26 protein-coding genes are annotated in these 24982 nt (G+C 61.0%); 10 read left to right on the forward strand and 16 right to left on the reverse strand.

Translation table 11 applies throughout. The annotated features are described in order from the left end of the window. Positions 1-116: 116 nt before the first annotated feature. A complete protein-coding gene (gene glnT / locus J2W17_RS11075) occupies positions 117-1451 on the reverse strand; it encodes a type III glutamate--ammonia ligase (protein ID WP_307333501.1) in 1335 nt (444 codons plus the stop codon). Positions 1452-1732: 281 nt separating this feature from the next. Between glnT and J2W17_RS11080 the strand changes: the two genes are divergently transcribed. The 7 genes from J2W17_RS11080 to J2W17_RS11110 all read left to right on the forward strand — a co-directional run bounded on the left by J2W17_RS11080 (position 1733) and on the right by J2W17_RS11110 (position 9454). Further along, positions 1733-2332 (forward strand): helix-turn-helix domain-containing protein, encoded by a 600-nt coding sequence (locus J2W17_RS11080; RefSeq protein WP_307333502.1) that lies wholly within the window; start codon positions 1733-1735, stop codon positions 2330-2332. A 341-nt stretch (positions 2333-2673) separates the two neighbouring features. Beyond that, positions 2674-3540: a formyltetrahydrofolate deformylase gene (gene purU / locus J2W17_RS11085; RefSeq protein ID WP_307333506.1), complete on the forward strand. Its 867-nt coding sequence runs from the start codon at positions 2674-2676 to the stop codon at positions 3538-3540. After that, positions 3537-4442: a bifunctional methylenetetrahydrofolate dehydrogenase/methenyltetrahydrofolate cyclohydrolase FolD gene (folD, locus tag J2W17_RS11090; protein WP_307333508.1), complete on the forward strand. Its 906-nt coding sequence runs from the start codon at positions 3537-3539 to the stop codon at positions 4440-4442. The genes purU and folD overlap by 4 nt, the downstream gene beginning before the upstream one ends. Continuing rightward, complete coding sequence (locus J2W17_RS11095; RefSeq protein ID WP_307333509.1) at positions 4424-5665, forward strand: FAD-dependent oxidoreductase; 1242 nt, start codon at positions 4424-4426, stop codon at positions 5663-5665. The genes folD and J2W17_RS11095 overlap by 19 nt, the downstream gene beginning before the upstream one ends. A gap of 13 nt (positions 5666-5678) precedes the next feature. After that, positions 5679-5978 (forward strand): sarcosine oxidase subunit delta, encoded by a 300-nt coding sequence (locus J2W17_RS11100; protein WP_064677183.1) that lies wholly within the window; start codon positions 5679-5681, stop codon positions 5976-5978. After that, positions 5975-8872, forward strand: coding sequence for a 2Fe-2S iron-sulfur cluster-binding protein (locus J2W17_RS11105; protein ID WP_307333514.1), 2898 nt, complete (start codon positions 5975-5977; stop codon positions 8870-8872). The genes J2W17_RS11100 and J2W17_RS11105 overlap by 4 nt, the downstream gene beginning before the upstream one ends. 3 nt (positions 8873-8875) lie before the next feature. Further along, positions 8876-9454, forward strand: a complete 579-nt coding sequence (locus tag J2W17_RS11110; protein WP_307333516.1) for a sarcosine oxidase subunit gamma — start codon at positions 8876-8878, stop codon at positions 9452-9454. 183 nt (positions 9455-9637) lie between these two features. On the opposite strand, the gene J2W17_RS11115 is transcribed toward J2W17_RS11110, so the two are convergent. The 3 genes from J2W17_RS11115 to J2W17_RS11125 all read right to left on the reverse strand — a co-directional run bounded on the left by J2W17_RS11115 (position 9638) and on the right by J2W17_RS11125 (position 13158). Next, positions 9638-10984, reverse strand: a complete 1347-nt coding sequence (locus J2W17_RS11115) for a glutamine synthetase family protein (protein WP_307333518.1) — start codon at positions 10982-10984, stop codon at positions 9638-9640. A gap of 23 nt (positions 10985-11007) precedes the next feature. Beyond that, entirely contained in the window at positions 11008-11562 is a 555-nt protein-coding gene (locus J2W17_RS11120; protein ID WP_150796278.1) for a helix-turn-helix domain-containing protein, read from the reverse strand. Positions 11563-11955: 393 nt separating this feature from the next. Further along, positions 11956-13158, reverse strand: a complete 1203-nt coding sequence (locus tag J2W17_RS11125) for an NAD(P)/FAD-dependent oxidoreductase (RefSeq protein ID WP_307333521.1) — start codon at positions 13156-13158, stop codon at positions 11956-11958. Between the two features lie 255 nt (positions 13159-13413). Between J2W17_RS11125 and J2W17_RS11130 the strand changes: the two genes are divergently transcribed. Continuing rightward, a complete protein-coding gene (locus J2W17_RS11130) occupies positions 13414-13983 on the forward strand; it encodes an RrF2 family transcriptional regulator (protein WP_307333523.1) in 570 nt (189 codons plus the stop codon). Positions 13984-13986: 3 nt separating this feature from the next. Here the strand turns inward: J2W17_RS11130 and J2W17_RS11135 are convergent, their stop codons facing one another. From J2W17_RS11135 to J2W17_RS11145, 3 genes are all read right to left on the reverse strand, one after another. Beyond that, complete coding sequence (locus J2W17_RS11135; RefSeq protein WP_307333525.1) at positions 13987-14322, reverse strand: hypothetical protein; 336 nt, start codon at positions 14320-14322, stop codon at positions 13987-13989. A 71-nt stretch (positions 14323-14393) separates the two neighbouring features. Beyond that, on the reverse strand, positions 14394-14612 hold the full coding sequence (locus tag J2W17_RS11140; RefSeq protein ID WP_307333527.1) for a hypothetical protein: 219 nt from the start codon (positions 14610-14612) through the stop codon (positions 14394-14396). A gap of 100 nt (positions 14613-14712) precedes the next feature. Then, the gene (locus J2W17_RS11145; RefSeq protein WP_307333529.1) at positions 14713-15939 is read right to left on the reverse strand and encodes an RtcB family protein; all 1227 of its coding nucleotides are present in this window, start codon (positions 15937-15939) and stop codon (positions 14713-14715) included. Between the two features lie 91 nt (positions 15940-16030). Here J2W17_RS11145 and J2W17_RS11150 point away from each other — a divergent pair, with 91 nt between their 5' ends. Further along, positions 16031-16306: a hypothetical protein gene (locus J2W17_RS11150; protein ID WP_307333532.1), complete on the forward strand. Its 276-nt coding sequence runs from the start codon at positions 16031-16033 to the stop codon at positions 16304-16306. 5 nt (positions 16307-16311) lie between these two features. Here J2W17_RS11150 and J2W17_RS11155 read toward each other — a convergent pair whose 3' ends face one another. Beyond that, on the reverse strand, positions 16312-16515 hold the full coding sequence (locus tag J2W17_RS11155) for an SPOR domain-containing protein (protein WP_307333534.1): 204 nt from the start codon (positions 16513-16515) through the stop codon (positions 16312-16314). Positions 16516-16734: 219 nt separating this feature from the next. Between J2W17_RS11155 and J2W17_RS11160 the strand changes: the two genes are divergently transcribed. Next, positions 16735-17097: an NUDIX hydrolase gene (locus J2W17_RS11160; protein WP_307333535.1), complete on the forward strand. Its 363-nt coding sequence runs from the start codon at positions 16735-16737 to the stop codon at positions 17095-17097. 13 nt (positions 17098-17110) lie between these two features. Here J2W17_RS11160 and J2W17_RS11165 read toward each other — a convergent pair whose 3' ends face one another. From J2W17_RS11165 to J2W17_RS11200, 8 genes are all read right to left on the reverse strand, one after another. Next, complete coding sequence (locus J2W17_RS11165; RefSeq protein WP_307333538.1) at positions 17111-17884, reverse strand: 1,6-dihydroxycyclohexa-2,4-diene-1-carboxylate dehydrogenase; 774 nt, start codon at positions 17882-17884, stop codon at positions 17111-17113. Positions 17885-18058: 174 nt separating this feature from the next. Further along, complete coding sequence (benC, locus tag J2W17_RS11170; protein WP_064677168.1) at positions 18059-19072, reverse strand: benzoate 1,2-dioxygenase electron transfer component BenC; 1014 nt, start codon at positions 19070-19072, stop codon at positions 18059-18061. A 10-nt stretch (positions 19073-19082) separates the two neighbouring features. Further along, entirely contained in the window at positions 19083-19571 is a 489-nt protein-coding gene (gene benB, locus J2W17_RS11175) for a benzoate 1,2-dioxygenase small subunit (RefSeq protein WP_128872102.1), read from the reverse strand. Then, positions 19568-20932 (reverse strand): benzoate 1,2-dioxygenase large subunit, encoded by a 1365-nt coding sequence (benA, locus tag J2W17_RS11180; protein ID WP_307333542.1) that lies wholly within the window; start codon positions 20930-20932, stop codon positions 19568-19570. Before benA ends, benB begins: the two co-directional genes overlap by 4 nt. A 375-nt stretch (positions 20933-21307) precedes the next feature. Continuing rightward, the gene (locus tag J2W17_RS11185) at positions 21308-22267 is read right to left on the reverse strand and encodes an AraC family transcriptional regulator (RefSeq protein WP_064677164.1); all 960 of its coding nucleotides are present in this window, start codon (positions 22265-22267) and stop codon (positions 21308-21310) included. 273 nt (positions 22268-22540) lie between these two features. Next, positions 22541-23470 carry a catechol 1,2-dioxygenase gene (catA, locus tag J2W17_RS11190; protein ID WP_307333545.1) on the reverse strand — a complete coding sequence of 310 codons (930 nt, stop codon included), beginning with the start codon at positions 23468-23470 and terminating at the stop codon, positions 22541-22543. Positions 23471-23525: 55 nt separating this feature from the next. After that, on the reverse strand, positions 23526-23816 hold the full coding sequence (catC, locus tag J2W17_RS11195) for a muconolactone Delta-isomerase (RefSeq protein ID WP_128872106.1): 291 nt from the start codon (positions 23814-23816) through the stop codon (positions 23526-23528). A 10-nt stretch (positions 23817-23826) separates the two neighbouring features. Beyond that, a complete protein-coding gene (locus J2W17_RS11200; protein ID WP_307333547.1) occupies positions 23827-24975 on the reverse strand; it encodes a muconate cycloisomerase family protein in 1149 nt (382 codons plus the stop codon). Positions 24976-24982 lie beyond the last annotated feature (7 nt).

Consider the following 24982-nt stretch of genomic DNA (forward strand, 5'->3'; position numbering starts at 1 on the left):
GGGAGCGGCAAGCTGCAAGCTGCAAACAAACCGCATAGACAGAAACTGGTGTTACACCGCCAACCCGCTTTTACTGCGGCTTGACACTTGCAGCTTGTAGCCGCCGCCCAACAGGCTCAGAAAAACTCGGTGTAGCGAGCGATCTCCCAGTCACTCACATGGCGGCTGTATTCCACCCACTCCATGCGCTTGAGCTTGATGAACTCGCCGACGATCTGCGGGCCCAGCACTTCAGCGAACAGCGGGTCGGCTTCCAGGGCGTCGCACGCTTCCTTGAGCGATTGCGGCAGGGTCTTGATGCCGCGCGCGGCGATCTGCTCCAGGCTAAGGCTGTAGAGGTTTTCATTGCAGACGTGGTCGATTTCCAGCTGACGGTCGATGCCGTCCAGGCCGGCGGCGATGATCGCGGCGCTGACCAGATAGGGATTGCAACCGGCGTCCGGCAGGCGGAACTCCAGGCGGCCATAAGGCACCCGCACCATCGCCGAACGGTTGTTGGCGCCGAAGGCAATGAAGGCCGGGGCCCAGGTCGCGCCGGACAACGAGTTGCCCACCACCAGCCGCTTGTAGGAGTTGACCGTCGGCGCGGCAAAGGCACAGAGCGCCGGGCCGTGGGCGAGCAGACCGGCGGCGAAGTGGTAGGCCAGTTTCGACAGGCCCATGCCGCTCGGATCGCTGGCGTCATGGAACAGGTTCTTGTTGTCGGCACTGCTGATCGACAGGTGAAAGTGCATGCCGTTGCCGGCGCGTTTCGGGTCGGGCTTGGGCATGAACGAGCAGATCATCCCCAGGTCATTGGCGATCTCGCCGGCGGCCATGCGAAAGAAGGTGAAGCGATCCGCCGAGGTCATGGCGTCGCTGTAGGTGTAGTTGATCTCGAACTGGCCGTTGGCGTCCTCGTGGTCGATTTGATAGACCTCGAAATCCACCGCCTGCAGGGCTTCGGTCAGCCGCTCGAGGAACACCCGGGAGCGCGACAGCCCCTTGTAGTCGTAGCAAGGCTTGTCCAGGTTGTCGCTGAGGTCGACCAGTTGCAGCTTGCCCTGTTCATCGCGGCGCATCAGGTTGAATTCGGGCTCCAGGCCGGTGTTGAGGGTCCAGCCCTTTTCTGCCAGGCGTTGCACTTGTTGCTGCAATACATAACGGCTGTCATAGGGATGGGGTTGGCCGTCGACATGTCCCACACACACCACCCGGCCGTAACCCGGCTGCCAGGGCACCGGCGTCAGGGTGGACAGGTCGCCGCGGGCCATGAAGTCCGGACCGTGAGGCTCCATGCCCATGCCGCTGATCGCGAACCCGGCAAAACCCGCACCTTCTTCGGCGACGGTCTTGAGCCCGCAAATCGGCACCGATTTGGTCTTGGCCGCACCATGAATATCCACAAACTGCGCAAGCACGTACTTGATCCCGTGCTTGTCGATGATGCGCTGGGTTTCTGCTGGCAACATTGCTCGTCACTCCTCGCGAAAGGCAAAACATTGTGGATTGGCATTGACTGTCTTTTTATTCCTAAAAAGAAAGTTAGTTTCCCAATAGGAATGCAAGGCCCTTGCCAGATTCGCGAGCGCGCCGTTGAAACGTCGTGGAAAGCGCTTTTGTGCTGTATATATGGGAAAATTCTTTTCCCCGTGGGAATACGCCCAGCGGAATGGGCGCCGAGCGCCATGATTTGCACTTTCTCAGTGCGAAACTAATATTACTGAACGGAAAGTGTGCAGGACTGATGACTATGCCGACCGAAACCGCACCGCGTCTCAAGCTTGAGCAATACCTGGGGTTGCAGATCAAGCGTCAGCGCCAGGCGCAAGACCTCAAATTGTCCGATGTGGCGAAGATTGCCGATATCAGCCAAGGCATGTTGAGCAAGATCGAGAACGCCCAGGTGTCTACCAGCCTCGAGACCTTGAGCCGGCTGTGCGATGTGCTGGGGCTGCCGTTGTCGAAGTTGTTCAGCGAGTACGACCAGCAGGATGGCAGTGCGTTGCTGGTCAAGGCTGACCAGGGGATGGAGGTGGTTCGCCGGGGGACAGAGAAAGGCCATACCTATCATCTGCTCAATCACACCCGTGGGCCGAAGAAGAGTTTCGAGGCGTATATGGTCAGCATGGATGACGCGAGCGAGGAGTTTCCGACCTTCTCGCATCCGGGGACCGAGTTTCTGCACCTGCTCGAGGGTGAGCTGATTTATCGGCATGGCAATCAGCTGTATCGGATGGAGGCCGGGGACAGCTTGACGTTCGAGGGGGAGATTCCCCATGGGCCCGAGGAGTTGGTGCGGGTGCCGATCCGGCTGTTGTCGATCATGAATTACGGGAGTGACAGGGAATAACGTAGTCCTCGCCCACCCGATATCACACCGCCCCCTGTAGGAGCTGGCTTGCCAGCGAAGGCGTCCGTTCAGGCAATAAATATGTCGACTGACCCACCGCCTTCGCTGGCAAGCCAGCTCCTACATGGGAACGCGTGCGCCCTGAAAATCCGCAATAAAATTCCTGCCAGTTAAAAAACTTTCCAAAACCCCCTAGACGCCACCTCCTCTTCCCCCGTATAAAGCCACCAACAGGAATAATTTATTCCCATCAAGAAACCGCGCTCAAGGATGAGCCTCGCTGTCCGCTGACATTTTTTTCGCTATGCGATGAGCTGCCGCCATCATCCCGAGGACGTGTCATGCAACACGAAAAAAACCATTTCATCATCAAGATCACCTGTCCCGCGGTGTCCGGCATAGTCGCCGCCGTCACCACCTACCTGGCGGACAACGGTTGCTACATCGGGGAGATGGCGCAATTCGACGACGACTTCAGCGGCCGCTTCTTCATGCGTGCAGTCTTTCGCTTCAATGACGGCCACACGGGCGACATCCAGCAGATCAAGAACGGTTTCACCGACGTCGCCCAGGCGTTCGACATGACCTGGGAACTGCACGACACCCGCGAACCGATGCGCGTGCTACTGATGGTCAGCAAGTTCGACCACTGCCTTACCGACCTGCTGTACCGCTACCACAAGGGCGAGATGGACATGACCATCACCGCCATCGTCTCCAACCACCTCGACCTGCGGCCCATGGCCGAACGCGAGGGCATCCGCTTCATCTACCTGCCCGTGACCAAGGACACCAAGGCCCGGCAGGAAGCCGAGCTGATGAAGATCGTCGACGACACCGGCACCGAACTGGTGGTGCTGGCGCGCTATATGCAGATCCTCTCCGACGACCTGTGCAAGCAACTCTCGGGCCGGGCGATCAACATTCACCACTCGTTCCTGCCTGGCTTCAAGGGCGCCAAGCCCTATCACCAGGCCTACCAGCGCGGGGTGAAACTGATCGGCGCCACCGCCCATTACGTTACCAGCGATCTCGACGAGGGACCGATCATCGAGCAGGAGGTCCAGCGTGTCGATCATGTCTACCTGCCCGACGACCTGGTCGCCACCGGCCGCGACACCGAAACCGTGGCCCTGTCCAAGGCGGTCAAGTACCACCTTGAACACCGGGTCTTCCTCAACCAGGACAGAACGGTGATCTTCCGGTGAACGCCTGCACATTGATCGACGGCAAGGCCGCAGCCGCCCGGGTGCTGGTTCAAGTCCGCAAGGACGTGGACCGCCTGCGCGAGCAAGACATTCAACCCGCGCTGGCGGTGATTCTGGTGGGCAGCGACCCGGCCAGCCAAGTCTACGTGCGCAACAAGATACTGCGTGCCGAAGAGGTGGGCATCCGCTCCGTGGAGCATCGGTTGTCCCCGGACACCAGCACCGGACAATTGCTGGACCTGATCGCCACATTGAATGCCGACCGCGCGATCAACGGCATTCTCCTGCAGTTGCCGTTGCCGGCGCACATGGATGAATTGCGCGCCCTGGAGGCCATCGCCCCAGACAAGGATGTCGACGGTTTCCACAGCCAGAACGTCGGCGGTCTCAGCCAGGGTCGCACGGTCCTCGCCCCTTGTACCCCCAGCGGTTGCCTGTATCTGCTGGAGCAGACCTGCGGTGATCTGAGGGGCAAGCACGCGGTGGTGATCGGCCGCTCGAACATTGTCGGCAAGCCCATGGCCGCGCTGCTGCTCAAGGCTGACTGCTCGGTGACCATGCTGCATTCGCGCAGCCGCGATGCGCAGGCGCTGTGCCGTCAGGCCGATATCGTCATCGCCGCCGTGGGTCGGCCGCGCCTGATCGATGCCAGCTGGCTCAAGCCCGGCGCGGTGGTGATCGACGTCGGTATCAACCGCATCGACGACGCTGGTCGCAGCCGGCTGGTGGGCGATGTCGACTTCGATAGCGCCCTGCCCCATGTCGCGGCGATCACGCCGGTACCGGGGGGCGTCGGCCCGATGACCATCGCCTTCCTGATGAAAAACACCGTGACCGCGGCCCTTGCGCAACACCAGGCTCAACGCAGCCAATCGGAGGCCCCATGCCATTCAATCTATTGAAATACGGGCTCAGTTCGGAATACCCGGTAGACGTGGATCTGCCGCCACCGAAGGAACTCAAGGCGAGCTATGACGTGGTGATCATCGGTGCCGGCGGCCACGGCCTGGCCACCGCTTACTACCTGGCCAGGTACCACGGCATCACCAACATCGCGGTGCTGGAGAAGTCCTACCTGGGCGGCGGCAATACTGCGCGCAACACCGCAGTGATCCGCTCCAATTACCTGACCAGCGAAGGCGTGCGTTTTTATGCCGAGTCGGTGCGGATGTTCCAGTCGCTGTCCAACGAATTCGATTTCAACATCATGTACTCCGAGCGCGGCCAGCTGACCCTGGCCCACACCGACGCCACGGTACGTTCGTTCCGTCAGCGGGCCGAGGTCAACAAGCACTTCGGCGGGCGCACCGAGATGATCGACCGCCAGCAGATCCGCGAGCTGGTGCCCAGCCTCAACCTCGATCCCGGCCATTTGCCGGTGATCGCCGGGCTCTGGCACATCGACGGCGCCACCGCGCGCCACGACGCGGTGGCCTGGGGTTACGCCAAACAGGCGGCCAAGCGCGGCGTGGAAATCCACCAGCTCACCGAAGTCCAGGACCTGATCATCGAAAACGGCGCGATCACCGCGGTGAAAACCAATCGCGGCACCATCAAGTGCGGTTGCGCGGTCCAGGCGATTGCCGGTCACAGTTCATTGCTGATGGCCAAGGCCGGGATCCGTTCGCCGATCCAGACCTTCCCCCTGCAAGCCATGGTCACCCAGCCGTTCAAGCCGTTTCTCGATCCGCTGGTGAGCTCCTCCGCCCTGCACTGCTACGTGCAGCAAACCAGTCGTGGCGAGGTGGTGTTCGGCGGTGGTTCGGATCCCTATCCGCTGTTCAATACCCGCTCCACTCTCGACTTGAAGGAAAGCCTGCTGGCCCACGCGATCGAGATGTTCCCGTTCCTGGCCAACGCCAAGCTGATGCGCCAATGGGCCGGGATCACCGACATGACCCCGGACTACAGCCCGATCATGGGCCTGTCACCGGTGAAGAATTACTACCTCGACGCCGGTTGGGGCACCTGGGGCTTCAAGGCCACGCCTATCTGCGGCAAGACCATGGCCGAGCTGGTGGCCAGCGGCGGCAAAGTGCCGGAGCTGATCAAACCCTTCGGCCTGGAACGTTTCTCGACCTTCCGGCAAGTCAACGAAATGGGCGCCACGGCGGCCAGTCACTGACGGAGAGCGGACTATGAAAATCATGACGTGCCCGCTCAACGGGCCCCGCAATATCAGTGAGTTCACCTATGGCGGTGAATTCAAACCCATGCCCGATCCGCTGACCTGCAGCGACGCCGAATGGGCCGACTACGTGTTCAACACCGACAACCTCGCCGGCGTGGTGCGCGAGTGGTGGATGCACACGCCATCGAGCTACTGGTTCCTGGCGGAACGTCACACCGTCAGCGACGAAATCCTGCGCACCTTCGACCCTAAAGAACTGTTCACCACCCGCGTCGACTTCAGCGCCGCCAAGGAGATCGCCGGATGAATCGCTTACCCGCCCCCATGGGCTTGCTGATCGACCGTGATCAGCCATTGGATTTCAGCTTCGACGGCCACCGCTACCAGGGCTTGCAAGGCGACAGCATCGCCAGCGCCCTGTTGGCCAACGGGCGCTTCCTGATCTCCCGTTCGTTCAAATACCATCGCCCCCGCGGCCCGCTGACCATGGCTGGCCAGGATGCCAACAGCCTGGTGCAGCTGCCCCAGGAGCCTAACGTGCTGGCCGATGCGCACGCCTTGTCCGCCGGTTTGCAGGTCACGGCGCAGAACGTCAACGGCTCGCTGGACAACGACAAGGACGCCTACCTCGGCAAATTCTCGAAATTCATGCCGGTGGGCTTCTACTATCGCTCGTTCTACAAGCCCAAGGGCATGTGGAAAATCTGGGAACCGATCATCCGCAAGAAAGCCGGCCTCGGTGTGCTCGATCTGACGTTCCAGCCCGAGTACTACGACAAGGCCTACCTGTTCACCGATGTCGCGGTGATCGGCGCCGGGCCAGCCGGGCTGCATGCGGCGCTGACGACGGCCAATGCAGGGGCCAAGGTGTTGCTGATCGAGCAACAACCGGTGCTCGGCGGTTCGCTGACCTATGCGCGCTTCGATATTGAAGGCAACCGTGCCGAGACCCTGCGCCGCGAACTGCTGGCCGCAGTGGAGCAGCACGCCAATATCCGCATCCTCACCGAAGCCACCTGCAACGCCTGGTTCACCGACAACTACCTGCCGGTGATCCAGGGCAAACGCCTGTACAAGGTGCGTGCCCGGCAGTGCCTGGTGTGCAGCGGCGCCTTCGATCAGCCGGTGGTCTTTCGCAATAACGACCTGCCGGGGGTGATGCTGACCAGTGCCGCACAACGGCTGATGAAACTGTATGCGGTCAAGCCGGGCAATCGCGCCGTGGTGCTGACGGGCAACGATGACGGTTACCTCGCCGCGCTGGACTTGCACGACCAGGGGGTGAAAGTGGTCGCCGTGGTGGACATGCGCCAGGGGCCGTCGGACGAATCCCTGCCGGGCGCCTTGGCGCAACGCAAGATTTACCTTCAGTGCAACAGCACCGTCTATGAAGCCCTGCACGAGAAAGGCATGCGCCATATCAATGGCGTCGACGTGCGCATGATCACCGCACAAGGCCAGGTCGCCGCGAGCGGGCAGCACCTGGATTGCGACGTGTTGTGCATGTCCGCCGGTTACATGCCGGTCTATCAACTGTTGTGCCAGGCCGGCGGCAAACTGGCCTACGACGACCAGCGTGCGGAGTTCACCATCAGCGGCCTGCCGCAGAACCTGAATGTCGCAGGTTCGGTCAATGCGCGTCACCGGCTGGACAACGTCATAGCCGATGGCGTGAATGCCGGCACCGAGGCCGCCCTCGCCCTGGGCCTGGTGGTCGGTGCCCAGCGTGTGCCCTTCAGCGGCGAAGCCCGGGTCAACTTCAACTGGCCGATCTTCCCCCATCCCAAGGGCAAGGACTTCGTCGACTTCGACGAGGATCTGCAAGTGGCCGACATCGTCAACGCCACCCGCATCGGCTATCGCGACGTGCAACTGGTCAAGCGCTACTCCACCGTCGGCATGGGCCCCTCCCAGGGCCGCCACTCGGCGTTGCCGACCGCGCGGCTGGTGGCCTGGGCGACCCAGCGCAACATCAGCGAAACCGGCGTCACCACCGCGCGACCGCCGTTCGTGGCCGAGAAGCTGGCGCATGTCGCCGGTCGCGCGTTCGACCCGTACCGGCAAACGCCGATGCATGCCCGCCACCTGCAAGCCGGGGCGAAGATGATGCCCGCCGGCATCTGGCAACGTCCGGCCTACTTCGGCAACGCCAAGGAGCGCGAGGCCTGCATGCAGGCCGAAGCCCTGCACGTGCGCAACAAGGTCGGCCTGATCGACGTCTCGACCCTGGGCGGCCTGGATGTGCGCGGCCCGGACGCCGCCGAGCTGCTCAACCGGATGTACACCTTTGCCTTTCTCAAGCAGCCGATCGGGCGCTCGCGCTATGCGCTGATGACCAACGAGCACGGGGTGGTGATCGACGACGGCGTCTGCGCGCGGCTGGCCGAAAACCATTTCTACGTCACCGCCACCACCAGCGGCGTCGACCGGATCTACCAGCAGATGCTCAAGTGGAACGCACAATGGCGCCTGGATGTGGACGTCGCCAACGTCACCGCGGCCATTTGCGCGGTCAACGTCGCCGGGCCCGACTCGCGCAAAGTGCTGGAACAGGTCTGCACCGACCTCGACCTGAGCGCCGAAGGCTTCCCTTACCTGGGCGTGCGTCAGGGCACGGTCGCCGGCATCAAGGCACGCCTGCTGCGGGTCGGCTTCGTCGGCGAACTGGGTTATGAAATCCACGTCCCGGCGCGCCACGGGCTCGAACTGTGGGACGCATTGACGGACGCCGGCAAGGCGTTCGATATCCGCCCGTTCGGCGTCGAAACCCAGCGCCTGCTGCGCCTGGAAAAAGGCCACGTGATCATCAGCCAGGACACCGACGGCATGACCCACCCGGCAGAAATCGACATGGGCTGGGCGGTCAGCCGCAACAAACCGTTCTTCGTCGGCCGGCGCTCGGTGGACATCCTCGAAGCCCAGCCGCTGAAGCGTAAACTGGTGGGCTTCGCGTTGCCCAAGGGCAGTCTGCAACCCCTCGAGGGCCACCTGGTGCTCAAGGGTCCGGACATCAGCGGCAATGTCACCTCCTGCGAGTATTCCGCCAGCCTGGGCAAGATCATCGGCCTGGCCTATGCCGGCATCGACCAGAGCACTCCGGGGCAACGGATTCCGATCCGCGTCGAAGGCGGCATCGTGGTCCAGGCCGAGGTGGTCAAGTTGCCTTTCTTCGATCCCGATAACCAACGCCAGGAGCTTTGAGCCATGACCAGTCTGAGAGAACAACCCCGTGTTGGCCGGCAAACCCTGGCGCCGTTGCCAGGCTGCAGCCTGACGGACCTGACCGACCTGCCGCGGGTCGGTTTCCGCGGCGCCCACAGTGCCGAATACCTGCGCAGCCGCGGCTTCACTCTGCCCGATGTGCCCAACCGCGCGGTGATTCAAGCCGATGGCAGCCTGGTGGCGCGGCTGTCACAGAGCGAATACCTGCTGCTGGGCAGCCCCGAGGATCAGGGCCAGCGCCTGGCGGATGAAGAGGCGCGCTGGGAGCTCGATCATCAGGCCAACTACTTGCTGCCGCGCCAGGACAGCCATGCCTGGTTTCAGCTGACGGGGGACAACCCGAGTGAGGTGATGGCCAAACTCTGCGGCGTTGATTTGAGTCCGCAGGCATTCGGCCCCGGGGCTGTGGCGCAGACATCGGCGGCCCGCATCAACGTGATCGTGATCAATGCCGGCAGCGCGCGGCAAGCGAGCCTGCACATCCTTTGCGACCGGGCGTCGCAGGCGTATTTCCAGGAGGCCCTGCTGGACGCGATGGAGGAGTTCAAAGCGCACCTTTAAACGCAGGCAAAAAAAAATCCCGGGCAGCTGATGGACGCCCGGGACTTAAAAATGCATAAACCGTGGTGGTGAACACGGGGCGAATATTACTGAATATTTCGCCCTGTAACAAGATATTTTGACTCACCATCCAGTTACTAATATTTCCAAGCCCTTAAATATCCACACTATTTTCAAGACGACCTACAAAAACCAACGGTATTCCCGGGCGCTGATTTCCTGCATGAACGCCAGGTGATCCTGACGCTTATTCTCGCAGTAGACATCCACGAACTCCGCGCCCAACCCCTCGCGCAACGGCGCATGGCCTTGCATCGATTGCACCGCTTCGAGCATCTCCAGCGGAAAATCGATACCGCTGTTGCGGTCTTCGTTGAGCGATGCGATCGGCTCGCGACCGGCTTTCAGCCCCTGTTCCAGACCCACCAGAATCGCCGCCAGCACCAGGTAAGGGTTGGCATCGGCACCTGACAGGCGATGTTCGATCCGCAGATTGCGGTCATCCGATTCGGGTACCCGCAGGCACGCGTCGCGGTCTTCGAAACCCCAGCTGGCGCGGTTGGCGACGTTCACCGTGCCGCTCAGGCGTCGCATGGCGTTGTGATTGGGGGCAAAGATCGGCATGCAATGGGGCAGTACTTCCAGGCAGCCCGCCACTGCATGGCGCAGCGTCCGCTGCCCGTCTGTGGCCAACAGGTTGTTCCCGGCTTCGTCGTAGAGGCTGACATGGACATGCATGCCGCTACCCGGATGGTGCAGGTAGGGTTTGGCCATGAAGCTGGCGCGATAGTCATGCTTGAGCGCCACCCCCCGAGTGCTGCGGCAGAACAAGGCGGCCCAGTCAGCGGCACGCAGGCCATCATCGAGGTGGCCGAAGTTGATTTCGAACTGGCCAGGACCCAGCTCGGCCGTGATCACCGTGGCATCGATGCCTTGCGCCCGCGCGGTCTCGACCATGTCATCGAGCACCGTCGAAAATCGCGACAGCCGCTCGATATGCATGTTCGGCTGATCGTCCGCATCGCCGGTCAGCGGATCCCGCGGGAACCGGGGCAAGCCATCCTGCAGTTGGCGATCGAACAGATAGAACTCCAGCTCGAAAGCGACCACAGGGAAAATGCCCTTTCGGCCGAGCCGCTCCAGCACCTGCGCCAGGACTTCCCGGGGTTCGAAGACGATCGGTTGTTCGGTGCCGCTGGAGGTGATCAGCATCTGCCCCAGCGCCTGCTTTTCCCAGCCCACGAGTTTCAATGTGCCTGGCACCAGGCGCCGGGGCGCATCCGGATCGCCGTCGTTGAAACAGTAGTCGCCGATCTTGAACAGCCCCCCTTGAGCCCCCAGCAACACACAGTTCTGCGGCAGCTTGAGGGCGCTGCCGGCAGCGACCTTTTCCAGCATTTCAATCGGGTAGCGCTTGCCGTAGAAATGCCCGGGAATGTCCAGGGAGATCAAGTCTACGTAACGGACATCCGGGTAACGCTGGCGGAAGGTACGAACTTCGGCGAGCAGATCGGAGCAGACAGCATCCATCGTTGATAGTCCTTGTCGTGTCATCAGGTGTAGACCCACAGCACGCGGGTGAGTCGGTCCGAGAGGTTGCCGTAGCGGCAGTGGGCATGACTGGCCAGCTGAAAACTGTCGCCGGCATGCAGGGTGACCGGCTCGTCGTCAGCCAGCCACAACGTCAGCTCGCCCTCCAGGACATAGCCGCCCTGCTCCGAGCTGTCATTCATGTGCCGGTCGCCGCTGCTGGCGCCGGGCTCGAGCTGGCTTTCCAGCATCGAGAACGAGGCGCGCATTTTTGGCGAAACCAGGATGTCGGTAATGCCGTCGGCGTAATACAGGGTGCGGCGCTCGTCAGGACGGGTCACCCACGGCAGGGCCATGGGCTTGGGCAGACTGTAGAAATACGTGGTCGGCACGCCGAGGGTTTCGCTGATGGCAGTCAAGTCCGCCACCGTCGGCCGTGACAGTCCGCGCTCGACCTGCGAGAGAAAGCCCACGGAACGACCGATCTTGTCAGCCAAATCCTTGAGCGTGTATTTTTTGTGTTTGCGCAGGTCCTGGATCAGGATCGCCAGCGCCGAGATTTCTTCTTGCATGTCCATCCAAAGGCGGCCCATGAAATTTTATACTTATAATTTCATGAAAAAATACAGATTAAATTTCATAACTGCAACCTTTCGGCCGGTAAAAAGGCTATTACGCAATTGGGAAATACCGGTAACGCAGTAACTGTAGGAGCGAGCTTGCTCGCGATGGTCGTTAACGATAACGCGTTCGGTCTGGTTAACCGCGGCGCACTTGAGCCCTTCGCCAGCAAGCTGGCTCCTACAGGGGTACGCGTATGCCAGCGAGCCAGCGCCTGTAAGAGACCGCGTTAGCGTGAAAAATGAAGTGACTTCCAACCCGGTAGAAGCTCCAAAAAAAAATCCCGCCCCGGAAAACCGGACGGGATTTTTAGCAGCGGGTGGCGTCTTCAAGACGACGTTACAGGCCTCTTAAGCAATCGGGATCAGCGGATCCGCAGCAGCCCATGCCGTTTCGCGATTGGCCGCCGGCGGGTAGATCCACTGGGTGTTGATCTGGGTCTTGAGCGCCTTGCCTTCCTGCCTGACCAGCTTGACCTGGCGATCCCAGCCTTCGGTGTACACCGCGCCCCAGGCCCCCAGGTCCAGGCAGGTGACGTATTTGGGCTGGCGGTACGGCGTCGGGTCCACGCCCAGAATCTGCGCGGCGACGTTGTTGCCGGCATGGCGGCCCAACACGATGGCGTGCTGGCACGTCATCAAGGCGTAGTTGCCGATGTCGTCAGTGGCGGCGTAGGCGACATCGCCGGTGGCGAAGATGTCGTCCTGGCCGATGACTTTCAGGTGGCTGTCCACGTGCAGCCGGCCCAGGTGATCGCGTTCGCCGGGGATCTGCTCGGTCAGCGAGCTGGCGCGCACGCCGGTGGTCCAGATCACGGTGCTGGCGTCGATACGCTGGCCGTCGTTCAGATTGACACCGTGGGCGTCGATGGAGACCACCGAGGCTCGCAAGTGCCATTTCACCCCGGTCTCGAGGCTGGCTTCTTCGATCGACCTGGCGATCTCGGGGCCCATGGAGCCGCCGATTTTCTCGCCGCGATCGACGATGATCACCTCGATATCGGCCTCGTCACCCAGGATCGACCGCAGGCGCGCCGGCATTTCAGTCGCCGTTTCAATCCCGGTGAAGCCGCCGCCAGCCACAACGACTGTGTTACGCGCTTTGCTGTAGGGCTGGTTGGCCAGGGATTTGAGATGGTTTTCCAGGCGTATGGCCTGTTCGATCTGGTCGACGTCGAACGCATGTTCGGTCACACCCGGGGTACTGGACTGTGCCAGGCGGCTGCCGGTGGCCAGAACAAGTTTGTCGTAGCTGCATAGCTGTCGGGTGCCCGAAGCATCGACGTAGCCCACACGCTTTTGCTCCACATCGATGGATTCTGCCGCGCCCTTGATGAACTTGACGCCGACCGCATCGAACAGCTCGCCGATCGGTGCCGCCAGTTGGTGCGCATTCGGTTCGTAGAAGCGCGGGCGAACACGCAGCTCGGCCTGCGGGGCCAACACGGTGACTTCAACGTCGTTGTGAGCATGGATATCGAACAGGCGGGTCGCGCTCAACGCCGTCCACATACCACCGAAACCTGCGCCGATTACCAGAATGTGCTGTGTCATTTTCAACTCCGGGGGAAGACCAAATGATGAATTCGCCAGCGGTCGAACGCTTGCCAGTGCCGACCGAACAACTACGACTGTATTGATCCGAGTTAGATTGCGCAATGTTTTTTTTGTGATGGTTGCTATCAACCCGCGTGATTGCTCAATACCCTTAGCTCCCAATAAGCGCTGTGCCATCGAGCGCGTATGAGGCGCGTTGCCTGGCTCTTTCCCAGCTGTTAATATTTACGACAACATTAGTCGGAGATACCAATGTCTCTTTACAGCGCGGGCGTCGAGTACGGCATTCATTGCCTGATTTTTCTGGTGGGGAACCACGGGGACACCCGTGAGGCGAGCGTACGCGATCTCGCCGAGCTGCAAGGCGTGCCCCTGGATTACCTGGCGAAAATCTTCACCCGACTGGCCAAGGCAAAACTGGTGGTGGCCACCGAGGGCGTGCGCGGCGGCTTCAAGCTGGCCAGGCCGGCGGACGAAATCAGCGTGCTCGATATCGTCAATGCCATCGATGGCCAGAAGCTGATTTTTGATTGCCGCGAGATTCGCGGGCGGTGCGCGTTGTTCGAAGGCGCCACGCCCGACTGGGCGGTGGCCGGTCCCTGCGCGGTCCATGCGGTGATGATGACGGCGCAGAAACGCATGGAAGAAGCCCTCGCACAGCAGACCATCCTGGATCTGGCGCGCAGGGTCGGGCGCAAAGCCCCGCCGGAGTTCGGCGTGCAAGTGGACCACTGGATGAATGACCGCCGGGAAAAGAAAAGCGCTGCAAACGCTCAGGCAAGCGACGACCCCCTCATCCAGGTGAGCGAGATTCGCGACTGAATCCTACAGACAGTCTCGCACGGCCTGGCGCAGCGCCCCCGATTTGGCCCACGGCGGTCCCTGATAAAGCGAAACGCGACTGCCGTCTTTCGATTTCACGATATCGAGGATCTCATCGGCCGTGATGATGCTCGGTGCCGTAATCCGGTAGCCATTGGAAATCCCCGCCTGAGTCGAGTTGGGCACCACTTGCTGCCAGGCTGGCAGGACGCAGGCGGCGTATTCTTTGGGCGGTTTTTCGCTGTACTTGCTGACATTCGGCTCACCCGGCACCACTGACGCGGGCAATGAACAGCCCGCCAGTAACGCCACCCCCAAGCCCCCGATCAACATTCGCATGACACTGCCCTTTCCTGAAAAGGAGGCAATGTAGCGCGTCGCCGACCAGACATCCATCCATTGAACAGAACTCAGTGCGGGGCATTTGTATCACCCGATTCCGGATACGACCTGGCGTTCAGATAGGTCATCCATCGTTCGTAGGCATCATGCTGCCATTGACTGACCCGCTCCCATTCCGGGCCGCTCAGCTGATGAGCAGAGATAAGCTTCATCATTTCCGTGGTGGCCGCGTCGAGATCGACTATCAGTTCATGGGCGCGAAATCGGAAATCATCGGTAGTCGTCATTTGAAAGGGCCTCGTCGCAGCAAAAAAGTGGCTACTTCAATACGACACCCACCTGGCGAGTTCGCGTTATCTTCCCGACAGAAGGAAGCGCCTTTCATCCCTAGCCTTTGACGCAGACCACCTGGCGCAGGGTATGCACCACTTCCACCAGCTCGCGCTGGGCCTGCATGACCTTGTCGATATCCTTGTAGGCCATCGGAATTTCATCGATCACCGAGGCGTCCTTGCGGCACTCCACGTGGGCCGTGGCGCGGATATGATCGTCGACGGTGAAGGTGCTTTTCGCTTTGGTGCGGCTCATGGTGCGCCCGGCGCCGTGGCTGCAGGAGCAGAACGATTGCTCGTTGCCCAGGCCGCGGACGATGAAACTTTTCGCCCCCATGGAGCCGGGAATGATCCCCAGCTCGCCTTTTTTCGCCGACACCGCGCCTTTGCGGGTGACCCACACGTCCTCGCCGAAATGCCGCTCTTTGTGCACATAGTTGTGATGACAGTTGACGGCCTCCAGCGCCACCTCGAAGGGCTTGCGGATCACCTGTCTCGCGGCCCCGATCACCGCCTGCATCATCAAGGCACGGTTTTGTCGGGCGAAATCCTGGGCCCAGCCCACCGCTTCGACATAGTCCGCAAAATGCCGACTGCCTTCCTTGAAATAAGCCAGGTCGCGGTCCGGCAGATTGGCCAGGTGCTGACGCATGTCCGCCTGGGCCAATTGAATAAACAGGTTGCCAATGGCGTTACCGACGCCCCGCGAGCCGCTATGCAGCATGAACCAGACCCTGTCGGCTTCGTCCAGGCAGACCTCGATGAAATGGTTGCCACTGCCCAGGGTGCCCAAATGGTGGCGATTGTTGGTGCTGGCCAGTTTCGGGTACTTGGCGGTAATCGCCTTGAACCGTTGATCCAGCGCCGCCCACGCCTGGTCCGCCTGCTTTGGCACGCTGTGCCACGCGCCTTCGTCGCGGCGACCGCGGCTCAATGTACGCCCGTGGGGTACGGCCTTTTCGATGGCGCTGCGCAGCGCGTGCAGGTGGTCGGGCAAGTCGGCGGCGGTCAACGTGGTGCGCGCGGCGATCATGCCGCAACCGATGTCGACCCCGACGGCGGCCGGGATGATCGCGCCCACGGTGGGGATCACGCTGCCAATGGTCGAGCCTTTGCCCAAGTGCACATCGGGCATGACCGCCAGGTGTTTGAAGATGAACGGCATCTTCGCGGTGTTGATCAGTTGCTGCCGGGCTTCGCTTTCGACCGGGACACCCTCGGTCCAGAGCTTGATCGGCTTGCCGTCGCGCACTTCCAACAGTTGCCAGGTAGATGCTTGCATGATTGCGTGTCCACTCGGGATCGGACGAACATAACGCTCCCCCGTCGAAATGGGACTAAAATTTCGTAGCGGAGCTTATCAGGAGGTCATTATGTGGCTTAACGAATCGGAAAACGAACTTCGACGCGATCTGCAAAGCGTTGCTTCGGACTTGCGATGGTCGGCGGTCGAGCTGTTGCGCATAGCGGAGCAGTTGCGCCTGGCGGGCAATGATGTGGATGCACAGGCAGCGCTGCGCCTGTGCGACCTGTTCCAGGGCGATGAACAGCGATTGGCGGGTTATGCCGAAGAGGTGAAGGCCAAGGCTATCAGTCGAAAAGAGCACAATCCGCCGGAAAACGACAAGCCCCGGCGAACCGGGGCTTAAGGGCACTATTTATCAGTCTTCTGGCTGTTGGCGGGCTTCTTTGCCCGAGACTTGTAACCGGGGAGAGAGGCCGCGAAGGCCAGTGCCTCTTCCCTGCTGGCAAAAGCGCCGAGCCGGTCACCCTCGGTGCAGACCCGCCATGGGCCATTGTTTACGCTGAGTACGTCATAACCGTTCATGTGCATCTTGTTGAGCATGGGAACACTCATGGTTACCTCCTGTTCGGCAGTGATCAGCCACCATTGACTTGATTACCTTACACCTGCCCCTTACCTAAATGCAGACCAGACGTCGCGCCGGTGGTTGCAGATGGATTGCACTTTCCTTGCGGCCCGTCACTCCAACCTTTCGAGCAACGATCTGGCGGGTTCAGGCTGGAATATTGCATTTGCAGGTCTGATTCATGACAACAGGCGATCAAGTGACAGATGAAAGTACGCGCAACAGTCATTTGCGAGCAGGATCGACATATCCTGCTGGTACGCAAGCCAAAGCGTCGCTGGACGCTGCCGGGCGGCAAAGTCGAGCAGGGTGAAACCATTGCGGGCGCGGCCATGCGTGAACTTCAGGAGGAAACCGGGCTGGGGGTCGATGGCTTGCTGTATCTGATGGAGCTGCAAACCGGCAACACGCGACACCACGTGTATGAGGCGTCGGTGGTGAACCCTGAAGCGGCTCGGCCGCTGAACGAAATCTTCGATTGCATCTGGTATCCGCTGGAGGCGATCCACAATCTGGAGACCAGCGACGCCACGCTTAAAATCGTCACAGCGTTTCAGCGTCGCTTTTAGCCGACCGGATCTATCAGCCCTGGTCGCCGCCGCCGACCGGCAGGGTCATCCCGGTAATGTAGGAGGCTTCGTCGCTGGCCAGGAACAGGATAGCGCCGGCCTGTTCATCCAGGGTGCCGTAGCGTTTCATCAGGCTGCTGTCGAGGGTCTGGTCAACGATCTGCTGATACCACACCTTTTCCTCGGCACTTTGTTGCGCAGTGTTGCGCGGGATGGCCCGCGGCGGCGCTTCGGTACCACCGGGTGCGGTGGCGTTGACCCGAATCCCGCGACCGGCGGTTTCGAAGGCCAGGCACGCGGTCAGTGCATTGACCCCGCCTTTCGCCGCACCGTACGGCACGCGATTGACGCTGCGGGTGGCGATGGATGACACGTTGACGATGGCGCCACTGCCCTGCTCAAGCATGAACGGCAGTGCGGCATGACAACACCACAGCGTCGGGAACAGCGAGCGGCGCACTTCGGCTTCAATCTGCTGCGCTTCGTAGTGTTCGAAAGGCTTGGCCCAGATCGTGCCGCCAACGTTGTTGATCAGTATATCCAGGCGACCGAAGCGTTCCACGGCGGCTTGCATCACCCGGCTGCATTCCTCGTATTGCTCAAGATCGGCGGTCAGGGCGAGCACCTGGCTGCCCGGCGCCAGTTCCTTCTGCACCTCGAACACCAGCTCGGAGCGGTCGACCAGGATCAACCGCGCCCCTTCCGCCGCCATGCGTTCGGCCACCCGGCGCCCGATCCCTTGGGCGGCACCGGTAATCAACGCGACTTTTTCGTGAAATCTGTTCATGTGTACCTCGTGACGAAGGATGCATCCTGTGGGAGCGGCGGTGCGACGATTCGACTTGCTCGCGAATTCGGTCTGGCAGGCGACATCGATGTTGAATGTGCGGGCCTCTTCGTCGGAACGCCGCCCGGAGCAAGCCCGCTCCCACATGGGTTCCGTGCCGGGCTCGCCATTGATTTATGCGGCGCTGGCGGCAAATTTTTCATAGTAGAAGTTCGCCGGGGCGATGCCTTGTTCGCGGATGAACTGGCTGACAGCCTCGACCATCGGCGGCGGGCCGCACAGGTAGACATCGACGTCGCCATCGTTCAAATGTTTGGGCTCGATGTGCTGGGTCACGTAGCCCTTAAGCGGATGCTGGCTGTCGGGGCTGGCCACGCAGGCGCTGAAGCTGAAGTTGGGGATGCGGGCGGCGAAGGCTTCCAGTCGATCCATTTCCACCAGGTCGAAATCGTTGGTCACGCCATAGATCAGATGCAGCGGATGCTCACTGCCCTGCTCGGCGATTTTCTCCAGCATCGCGGTAAACGGCGCAAGACCGGTGCCGCCAGCCAGCAGCAATAACGGACGACGGATGTCGCGCAGGTAAAAACTGCCCAACGGTCCGGCCAGGCTCATGCTGTCGCCCGCCTTCGCCATGCCGGTGAGGAAGCTGCTCATCAGGCCGCCAGGCACGTTGCGAATCAGGAAGCTGACTTCGCCATCACGCTGCAATGAGCTGAACGAGTAGGCACGGGTCTGCTCGCTGCCGGGAATCCCCAGGTTCACGTACTGCCCCGGCAGGAACGCCAGTTTGCTCAGGGCTTCACCCTTGATCGACAGCGCGATGGTGCTGTCGGACAACTGGCGCACGGCGCTGATGGTGGCGTCGTAGCTGGACTGGCGGGTGCGGCAGACTTCCGAGGAGGTCGGCACGCGGACCACGCAATCGCTCAGGGCACGCATCTGGCAGGTGAGGACAAAACCTTGCTCGGCCTCATCGCTGCTGAGGGCGTCTTCGATGTATTCCTCGCCCAGGTCGTAGCGACCGGCTTCGGCGAAACATTTGCAGGTGCCGCAGGCGCCGTCACGGCAGTCCAGCGGAATGTTGATGCCCTGGCGGTACGCGGCATCGGCCACGGTTTCACCGGCATTGGCGTCGATGAACCGAGTGACGCCGTCTTCGAAATTGAACGCGATGGAATGAGTCATGACGGCTGCCTCACAAATGGTAAACATCGATGACCTGGCGAACGTAGTCGTTCTTCAGGATCACTTTCTTGGCCTTGATCAGCGGGTTTTCACCGCGCACATCAAGGGTGTAGAAACTGCTGCCGAAATAGCTGTCGACGGTCTTGTAGCGAAAGCTCAGGGTGTGCCAGTTGAAGCGCACCTTGCACAATCCGTCGGCCTGTTCGAGCAGCTCGATGTTGCTGATGTTGTGGGAAGTGCGGGTGTCCGGCATGGTGGCGCTGGAGCGCTCGGTCTTGATCCGGAACACGCGGTCTTCCAGGCCTGTGCGGTTGCCGTACCAGATCAACGAGATTTCCCTCTGCGGATCTTCGGTCAGCTCGTCGTTGTCGTCCCAGGACGGCATCCAGTACGTGGCGTCCGCTGCATACAACTCCAGCCACTCATCCCATTGCCGGTCATCGAGGTAGCGCGCTTCGCGATAGAGGAAGTCGCGCACGGCTTCATAGGTGATAGTCATTGCACGGCCTCCACGTCAATCAGGTCGGACTGCTCGGCGGCCAGGGCCTTGAGCATGGTCTGCTGCCAGTACTTGTGTTGCAGCACGAACAGGCCTTCATCTTCGGTGCGCACGCCGCTGAGCAGCGGATGCAGATCGATTTCCTTCGCGGCCTCATCGGCGCCTTCGACCCAGTGCTCGGCACCACGGGACATGTCGTTCCAGGCCGTCGCGCTGCCTTCATAACTGGTCTGGCAGGAGCGGAACTCTTCCAGGTCGTCTGGCGTGGCCATGCCGCTGACGTTGAAGAAATCCTCGTACTGGCGAATCCGGCTCGAGCGGGCGTGGTCGCTTTCGCCTTTGGGGGCGATGCAGTAAATGGTGATTTCCGTGCGGTTGACCGAGATCGGCCGGGCGATGCGGATCTGCGAGCTGAACTGGTCCATCAGGTACACGTTCGGGTACAGGCACAGGTTGCGCGAGTTCTCGATCATCCAGTCGGCCCGGGCCTTGCCGAAGTCTTGGGCCAGCTCGTCACGGCGTTCGTACAGCGGACGGTCCTCGGGGTTGGCCCAGCGGGTCCAGAGCAGCATGTGGCCCTTGTCGAAGGAGTAGAACCCTCCGCCCTGTTTGGCCCAGCTGCCGGCGCTCATGGTCGGATTGTCATCGCCGGCCTCGCGCTGCTTGCGCTGGTTCTGGGTCGCGGCGTAGTTCCAGTGCACGGAGCTGACGTGATAGCCGTCGGCGCCGTTTTCGGCGGTGAGTTTCCAGTTGCCTTCGTAGATGTAGCTGGAGGAACCGCGCAACACTTCCAGGCCATCGGCGGACTGGTCGACGATCATGTCGATGATCTTCGCCGACTCGCCCAGGTGCTCGACCAGCGGCAATACATCGGCGTTGAGGCTGCCGAACAAGAAGCCACGATAGGATTCGAAGCGCGCCACCTTTGTCAGGTCGTGGGAGCCTTCGCAGTTGAAGCTGGCCGGGTAGCCGGCTTCAGCCGGATCCTTGACCTTGAGCAGCTTGCCGGAGTTGTTGAAGGTCCAGCCGTGGAACGGGCAGGTGTAGGAGCTCTTGTTGCCGGACTTGTGCCGGCACAGCGTCGCGCCGCGGTGACTGCAGGCGTTGAGGAACGCATTGAGCACACCGTCCTTGTTGCGCGCGATGAAGATCGACTGGCGCCCCATGGTGGTGGTGTAGAAATCGTTTTTGTTGGGGATCTGGCTTTCGTGGGCGAGGTACAGCCAGTTGCCTTCGAAGATGTGTTTCATCTCCAGGTCGAACAGCCGCGGGTCGGTGAACATCTCGCGTTTGCAGCGATAGATACCCTGCTCTGGATCGTCTTCAAGCAGGGAATGCAGGTATTCGGGTCGCAGGGTCATGGCCACCGCCTCCATTGTTATTGTCAGGCAGGGCCATGCTAGGACGGGAGGATGGGGCGAACTATCCGCTGGGTGCAGACCTGTATCCGTTTTGTGCAAAGGTCAACGAGGACACGGCAGGAGGCGGCTTGCTGGCGATGAACGTTAATGATTACGCGGGATGCCTGGAGGTACGCGGCGCCCTCGAGCCCATCGCGAGCAAGCTCGCTTCTACAGGATCATGTGGCGGTTAACTGTAGGAGCGAGCTTGCTCGCGATGGACGTTAACGATGACGCGGGCTGCCTGGAGATACCCGGCGCCCTCGAGTCCATCGTCGGAACGCCGCCCGGAGCAAGCTCGCTCCTACAGGTGATCTGTGTCGCGATGATAAAAGGTCAATGCCGGCGCTTGAGAGTATCGGAGGGCAATTCGCCAAACTGCTTGCGGTAGTTGTCCGAGAACCGTCCCAGGTGCAGGAAGCCGTAATCCATCGCCACCTCGGTGACATTGCGCACGTTGCAGGTCGGGTCGCTAAGGCAGGCATTGATGCGCTCGAGGCGTTTGTGCCGGATGTAATTTTTCGGCGTGGTGCCGGCGTTGCGTTCGAACAGACCGTACAGCGAGCGCAGGCTCATCCGCGCCTGGCGGGCCAGCTCTTCGCTGTCGATGTCCTGCTTGAGGTTACGCTCGATGTAGTCGGCAATCACCTCGAAGGTGGCCGTCTGCGAGCCGAGACTGATACGGCTGACGTTGGTCTTCATCAGGCTGAGCATCTTGCTGACGATGATCTGCGCGTAGTGCTCCTGCACCTTGGGGATCTGCTCGGTGGCTTCGGCTTCCTGGCAAATCATCGCCAGCAGGCCGACAAAGCCTTCAAGTTCGTCGAGCTGATAGCGGTTCTCAAGGAACCGTACGCCCTGCCCCGGATACCGCCAACGCTGTTCATCGCACACGGACTCGAGCAATGTCGTAGGGACCTTGAGGATGAATTTCTCGCAATCGTCGGAGTAAGTCAGGTCAACCGGATCGTCGGGATTGATCAACAGCAATTCGCCAGGGGCAAAGTAGTGTTCCTGGCCGTGGCCGCGCCACAGGCAGTTGCCTTGCAGCAATACCTGCAGGTGATAGATGCTTTCCAGGGCGCCGGAGGTGACCCGTACGCTGCCGCCATAGCTGATGCGGCAGAGGTCGAGGCTGGCAAATTTGCGGTGATTGAGGCTGGCCAGCGGTCGCCCGGCCCGTGGCATCAGGATGCAATGGTTACCGACGTGCTGATTGACGTAGCCCGACACCGCATAAGGATCGGCGTGGTCGAATACGGTGCTGCGCTGACTCAACAATTGCGCTTGCATCATCGGGTCACTCTCGTTGTTGTTATAGGGTGCTGCGGGTCTTGCGGGGCAGTGCATGCAAGGATGTTTCCGTGGAGCGACTTAATGGAAGAAACCTGTAGCAGTAACCTGTGGGAGCGAGACCGGCTTGCTCGCGATGGTCGTCAACGACAGCGCTGGGTGCCTGACACTGCGCGGCGTTCTCGGGTTTTTCGCGAGCAGGCTCGCTCCTACAGGTCGAGTCCACACGTCACTTCCACGGGTTATCCCACTGCCCGGGTCCATTGCTTGAGGATATCAGTCCTCGAGCGCGCGAACCCGCTCGTGACGCTGCTGTTCATCGGGTTGTGCAGAGGTCTGCAAGGTGAAATCGAAGTCGATTTCGGCAAAACGACCGCTCACGCCGTGGGCCGCTGCCCGCGCTTGATCTTCGCTGAAGGTGATTTTGGCGATCAGCTCATCACGGGTGGCATAGGCAAAATCGTCGTGCAGGTATTGATCGCCATCCAGGTTGATCTGGGTGGTCAGGTGGCGATGATCCGGCGCGGAGATGAAGAAGTGGATATGCGCCGGGCGCTGGCCATGACGGCCCAGTTGATCGAGCAGCTGCTGGGTCGGACCATCCGGCGGGCAACCGTAGCCCGATGGCACGATACTGCGCAAACGGTAGCGACCTTCGGCATCGGTGACGATGCGTCGACGCAGGTTGAATTCCGACTGGGTGGTATCGAAGTAGGAGTAGGTGCCGCCGGTATTGGCGTGCCAGACATCCACCACCGCACCGGCCAGGGGCTCGCCGTCGGTGTTCTTGACCTGGCCCTGCATGAACAGCACCACACCCGGATCGACACCGTCGTCCAGACGTGCCTGGCCTTCCGACAGCGGCGCACCGGCCACGTACAGTGGGCCTTCGATGGTCCGCGGCGTGCCGCCAGCCTTGCCGGCCTGCTCGTCTTCGGCGTCCATCAACAGGTCCAGATAATGCTCCAGACCGATCCCGGCCACCAGCAGTCCTGCCTCCTGACGCGCACCCAGCACGTTGAGGTAGTTGACCGCTTTCCAGAACTCTTCCGGTGTCACGGCCAGGTCTTCGATGATATTCACCGAGTCACGCAGGATGCGGTAGACCAGGGCCTTGGTGCGCGGGTTGCCTGCATCGTTGAGCAGGCCGCTGGCCTCTTCGAGAAACTTTTGTACTTCGGCAGTATGGGAAATCTTGACGTTCATTTTGGTGGGTTCCTCATCTTGTAATTATTAGCGTAGCGAACTGAACAGGCTGGGTTCAGCGGTCATCTTCGCGAATCGACGAAGGATGCCGGCACATCGCGGTGACTTCGATCGCCATATACGGGTACAACGGAAGTTGCATCAGCAGATCGTGCAACTCCTGGACGCTATCGACATCGAACACGCTGTAATTGGCATACAGGCCGGCGATGCGCCACAGGTGACGCCACTTGCCCTGCTCTTGCAGGCGCTGGGCCAGGGCTTTTTCGTCAGCCTTGAGCCTGGCGGCGATTTCGGGATTCATGTCGACCGGCAGGTTCACGGTCATTTTTACGTGGAACAGCATGGTGCACTCCTCAGGCGTGATGAAGGACAGGGGATGATTTGTCGCGACGGAAAAACGCCAGGCGCTCTTCATCCAGGCTCAGGCCCAGGCCCGGTGTTTTCGGCACGTGCAGTTCGAAGTCGCGATAGACCAGCGGCTCGCTCAGAATGTCCTCGGTCAGCAGCAATGGACCAAACAGCTCGGTATCCCAGGCCAGTTTGTTCAGGGTGACAAAGGCATGGGCCGAGGCCAGGGTGCCGACGCCACCTTCAAGCATGGTGCCGCCATACAGGCCGATCCCGGCCGCTTCGGCGATGGCCGCGGTGCGCAACACGGCGCGCGGGCCGCCATTCTTGGCGATCTTCAAGGCGAACACCGAAGCCGCGCCTTCCCGCGCCAGGTTGAAGGCATCCTCCACGCATTCGATGGACTCATCGGCCATGATCGGCGCCGGGCTCATGGCGTTCAAACGCGCCATGCCGGAGCGGTTGTTGCGCGAGATCGGTTGTTCGATCAGATCGATGCCGTTGGTGCCCAGGATCCGGCAGGCACGCAAGGCGACGGCTTCATCCCAGGCCTGGTTGACATCGACCCGCACACTGGCGCGATCGCCCAGCGCCTTCTTGATGGCGATGACGTGGCCCAGGTCGCGGTTGACTTCACCGGCGCCGATTTTCAGCTTGAAGATCCGGTGACGGCGCAGGTCGAGCATCTGTTCCGCTTCGGCGATGTCCTTGGCGGTGTCGCCACTGGCCAGGGTCCATGCCACGGGCAAGGCGTCACGCACCCGTCCACCGAGCAATTCGCTGACCGGCAGGCCAAGGCGCTTGCCCTGGGCGTCGAGCAAAGCGGTCTCGATACCGGACTTGGCGAACGTGTTGCCACGGATGCTGCGCTCCAGTCGCAACATCGCGGCGTTCACGTTGCTGGCGTCCTGGCCCAGCAACAGCGGCGTGAAGTGTTTATCTATATTGGTCTTGATGCTTTCAGGGCTTTCGTTGCCGTAAGCCAGGCCACCGATGGTGGTGGACTCGCCAATGCCTTCGATGCCGTCGGCACAACGCACACGAATGATCACCAGGGTCTGGTTCTGCATGGTGTGCATCGCCAGCTTGTGCGGGCGGATGGTTGGCAGATCGACGATGATCGTCTCGATCGATTCAATGGCTGTTGCAAGCATGTCGATA

Source organism: Pseudomonas lini (assembly GCF_030812475.1).
Lineage (GTDB): Bacteria > Pseudomonadota > Gammaproteobacteria > Pseudomonadales > Pseudomonadaceae > Aquipseudomonas > Aquipseudomonas lini_A.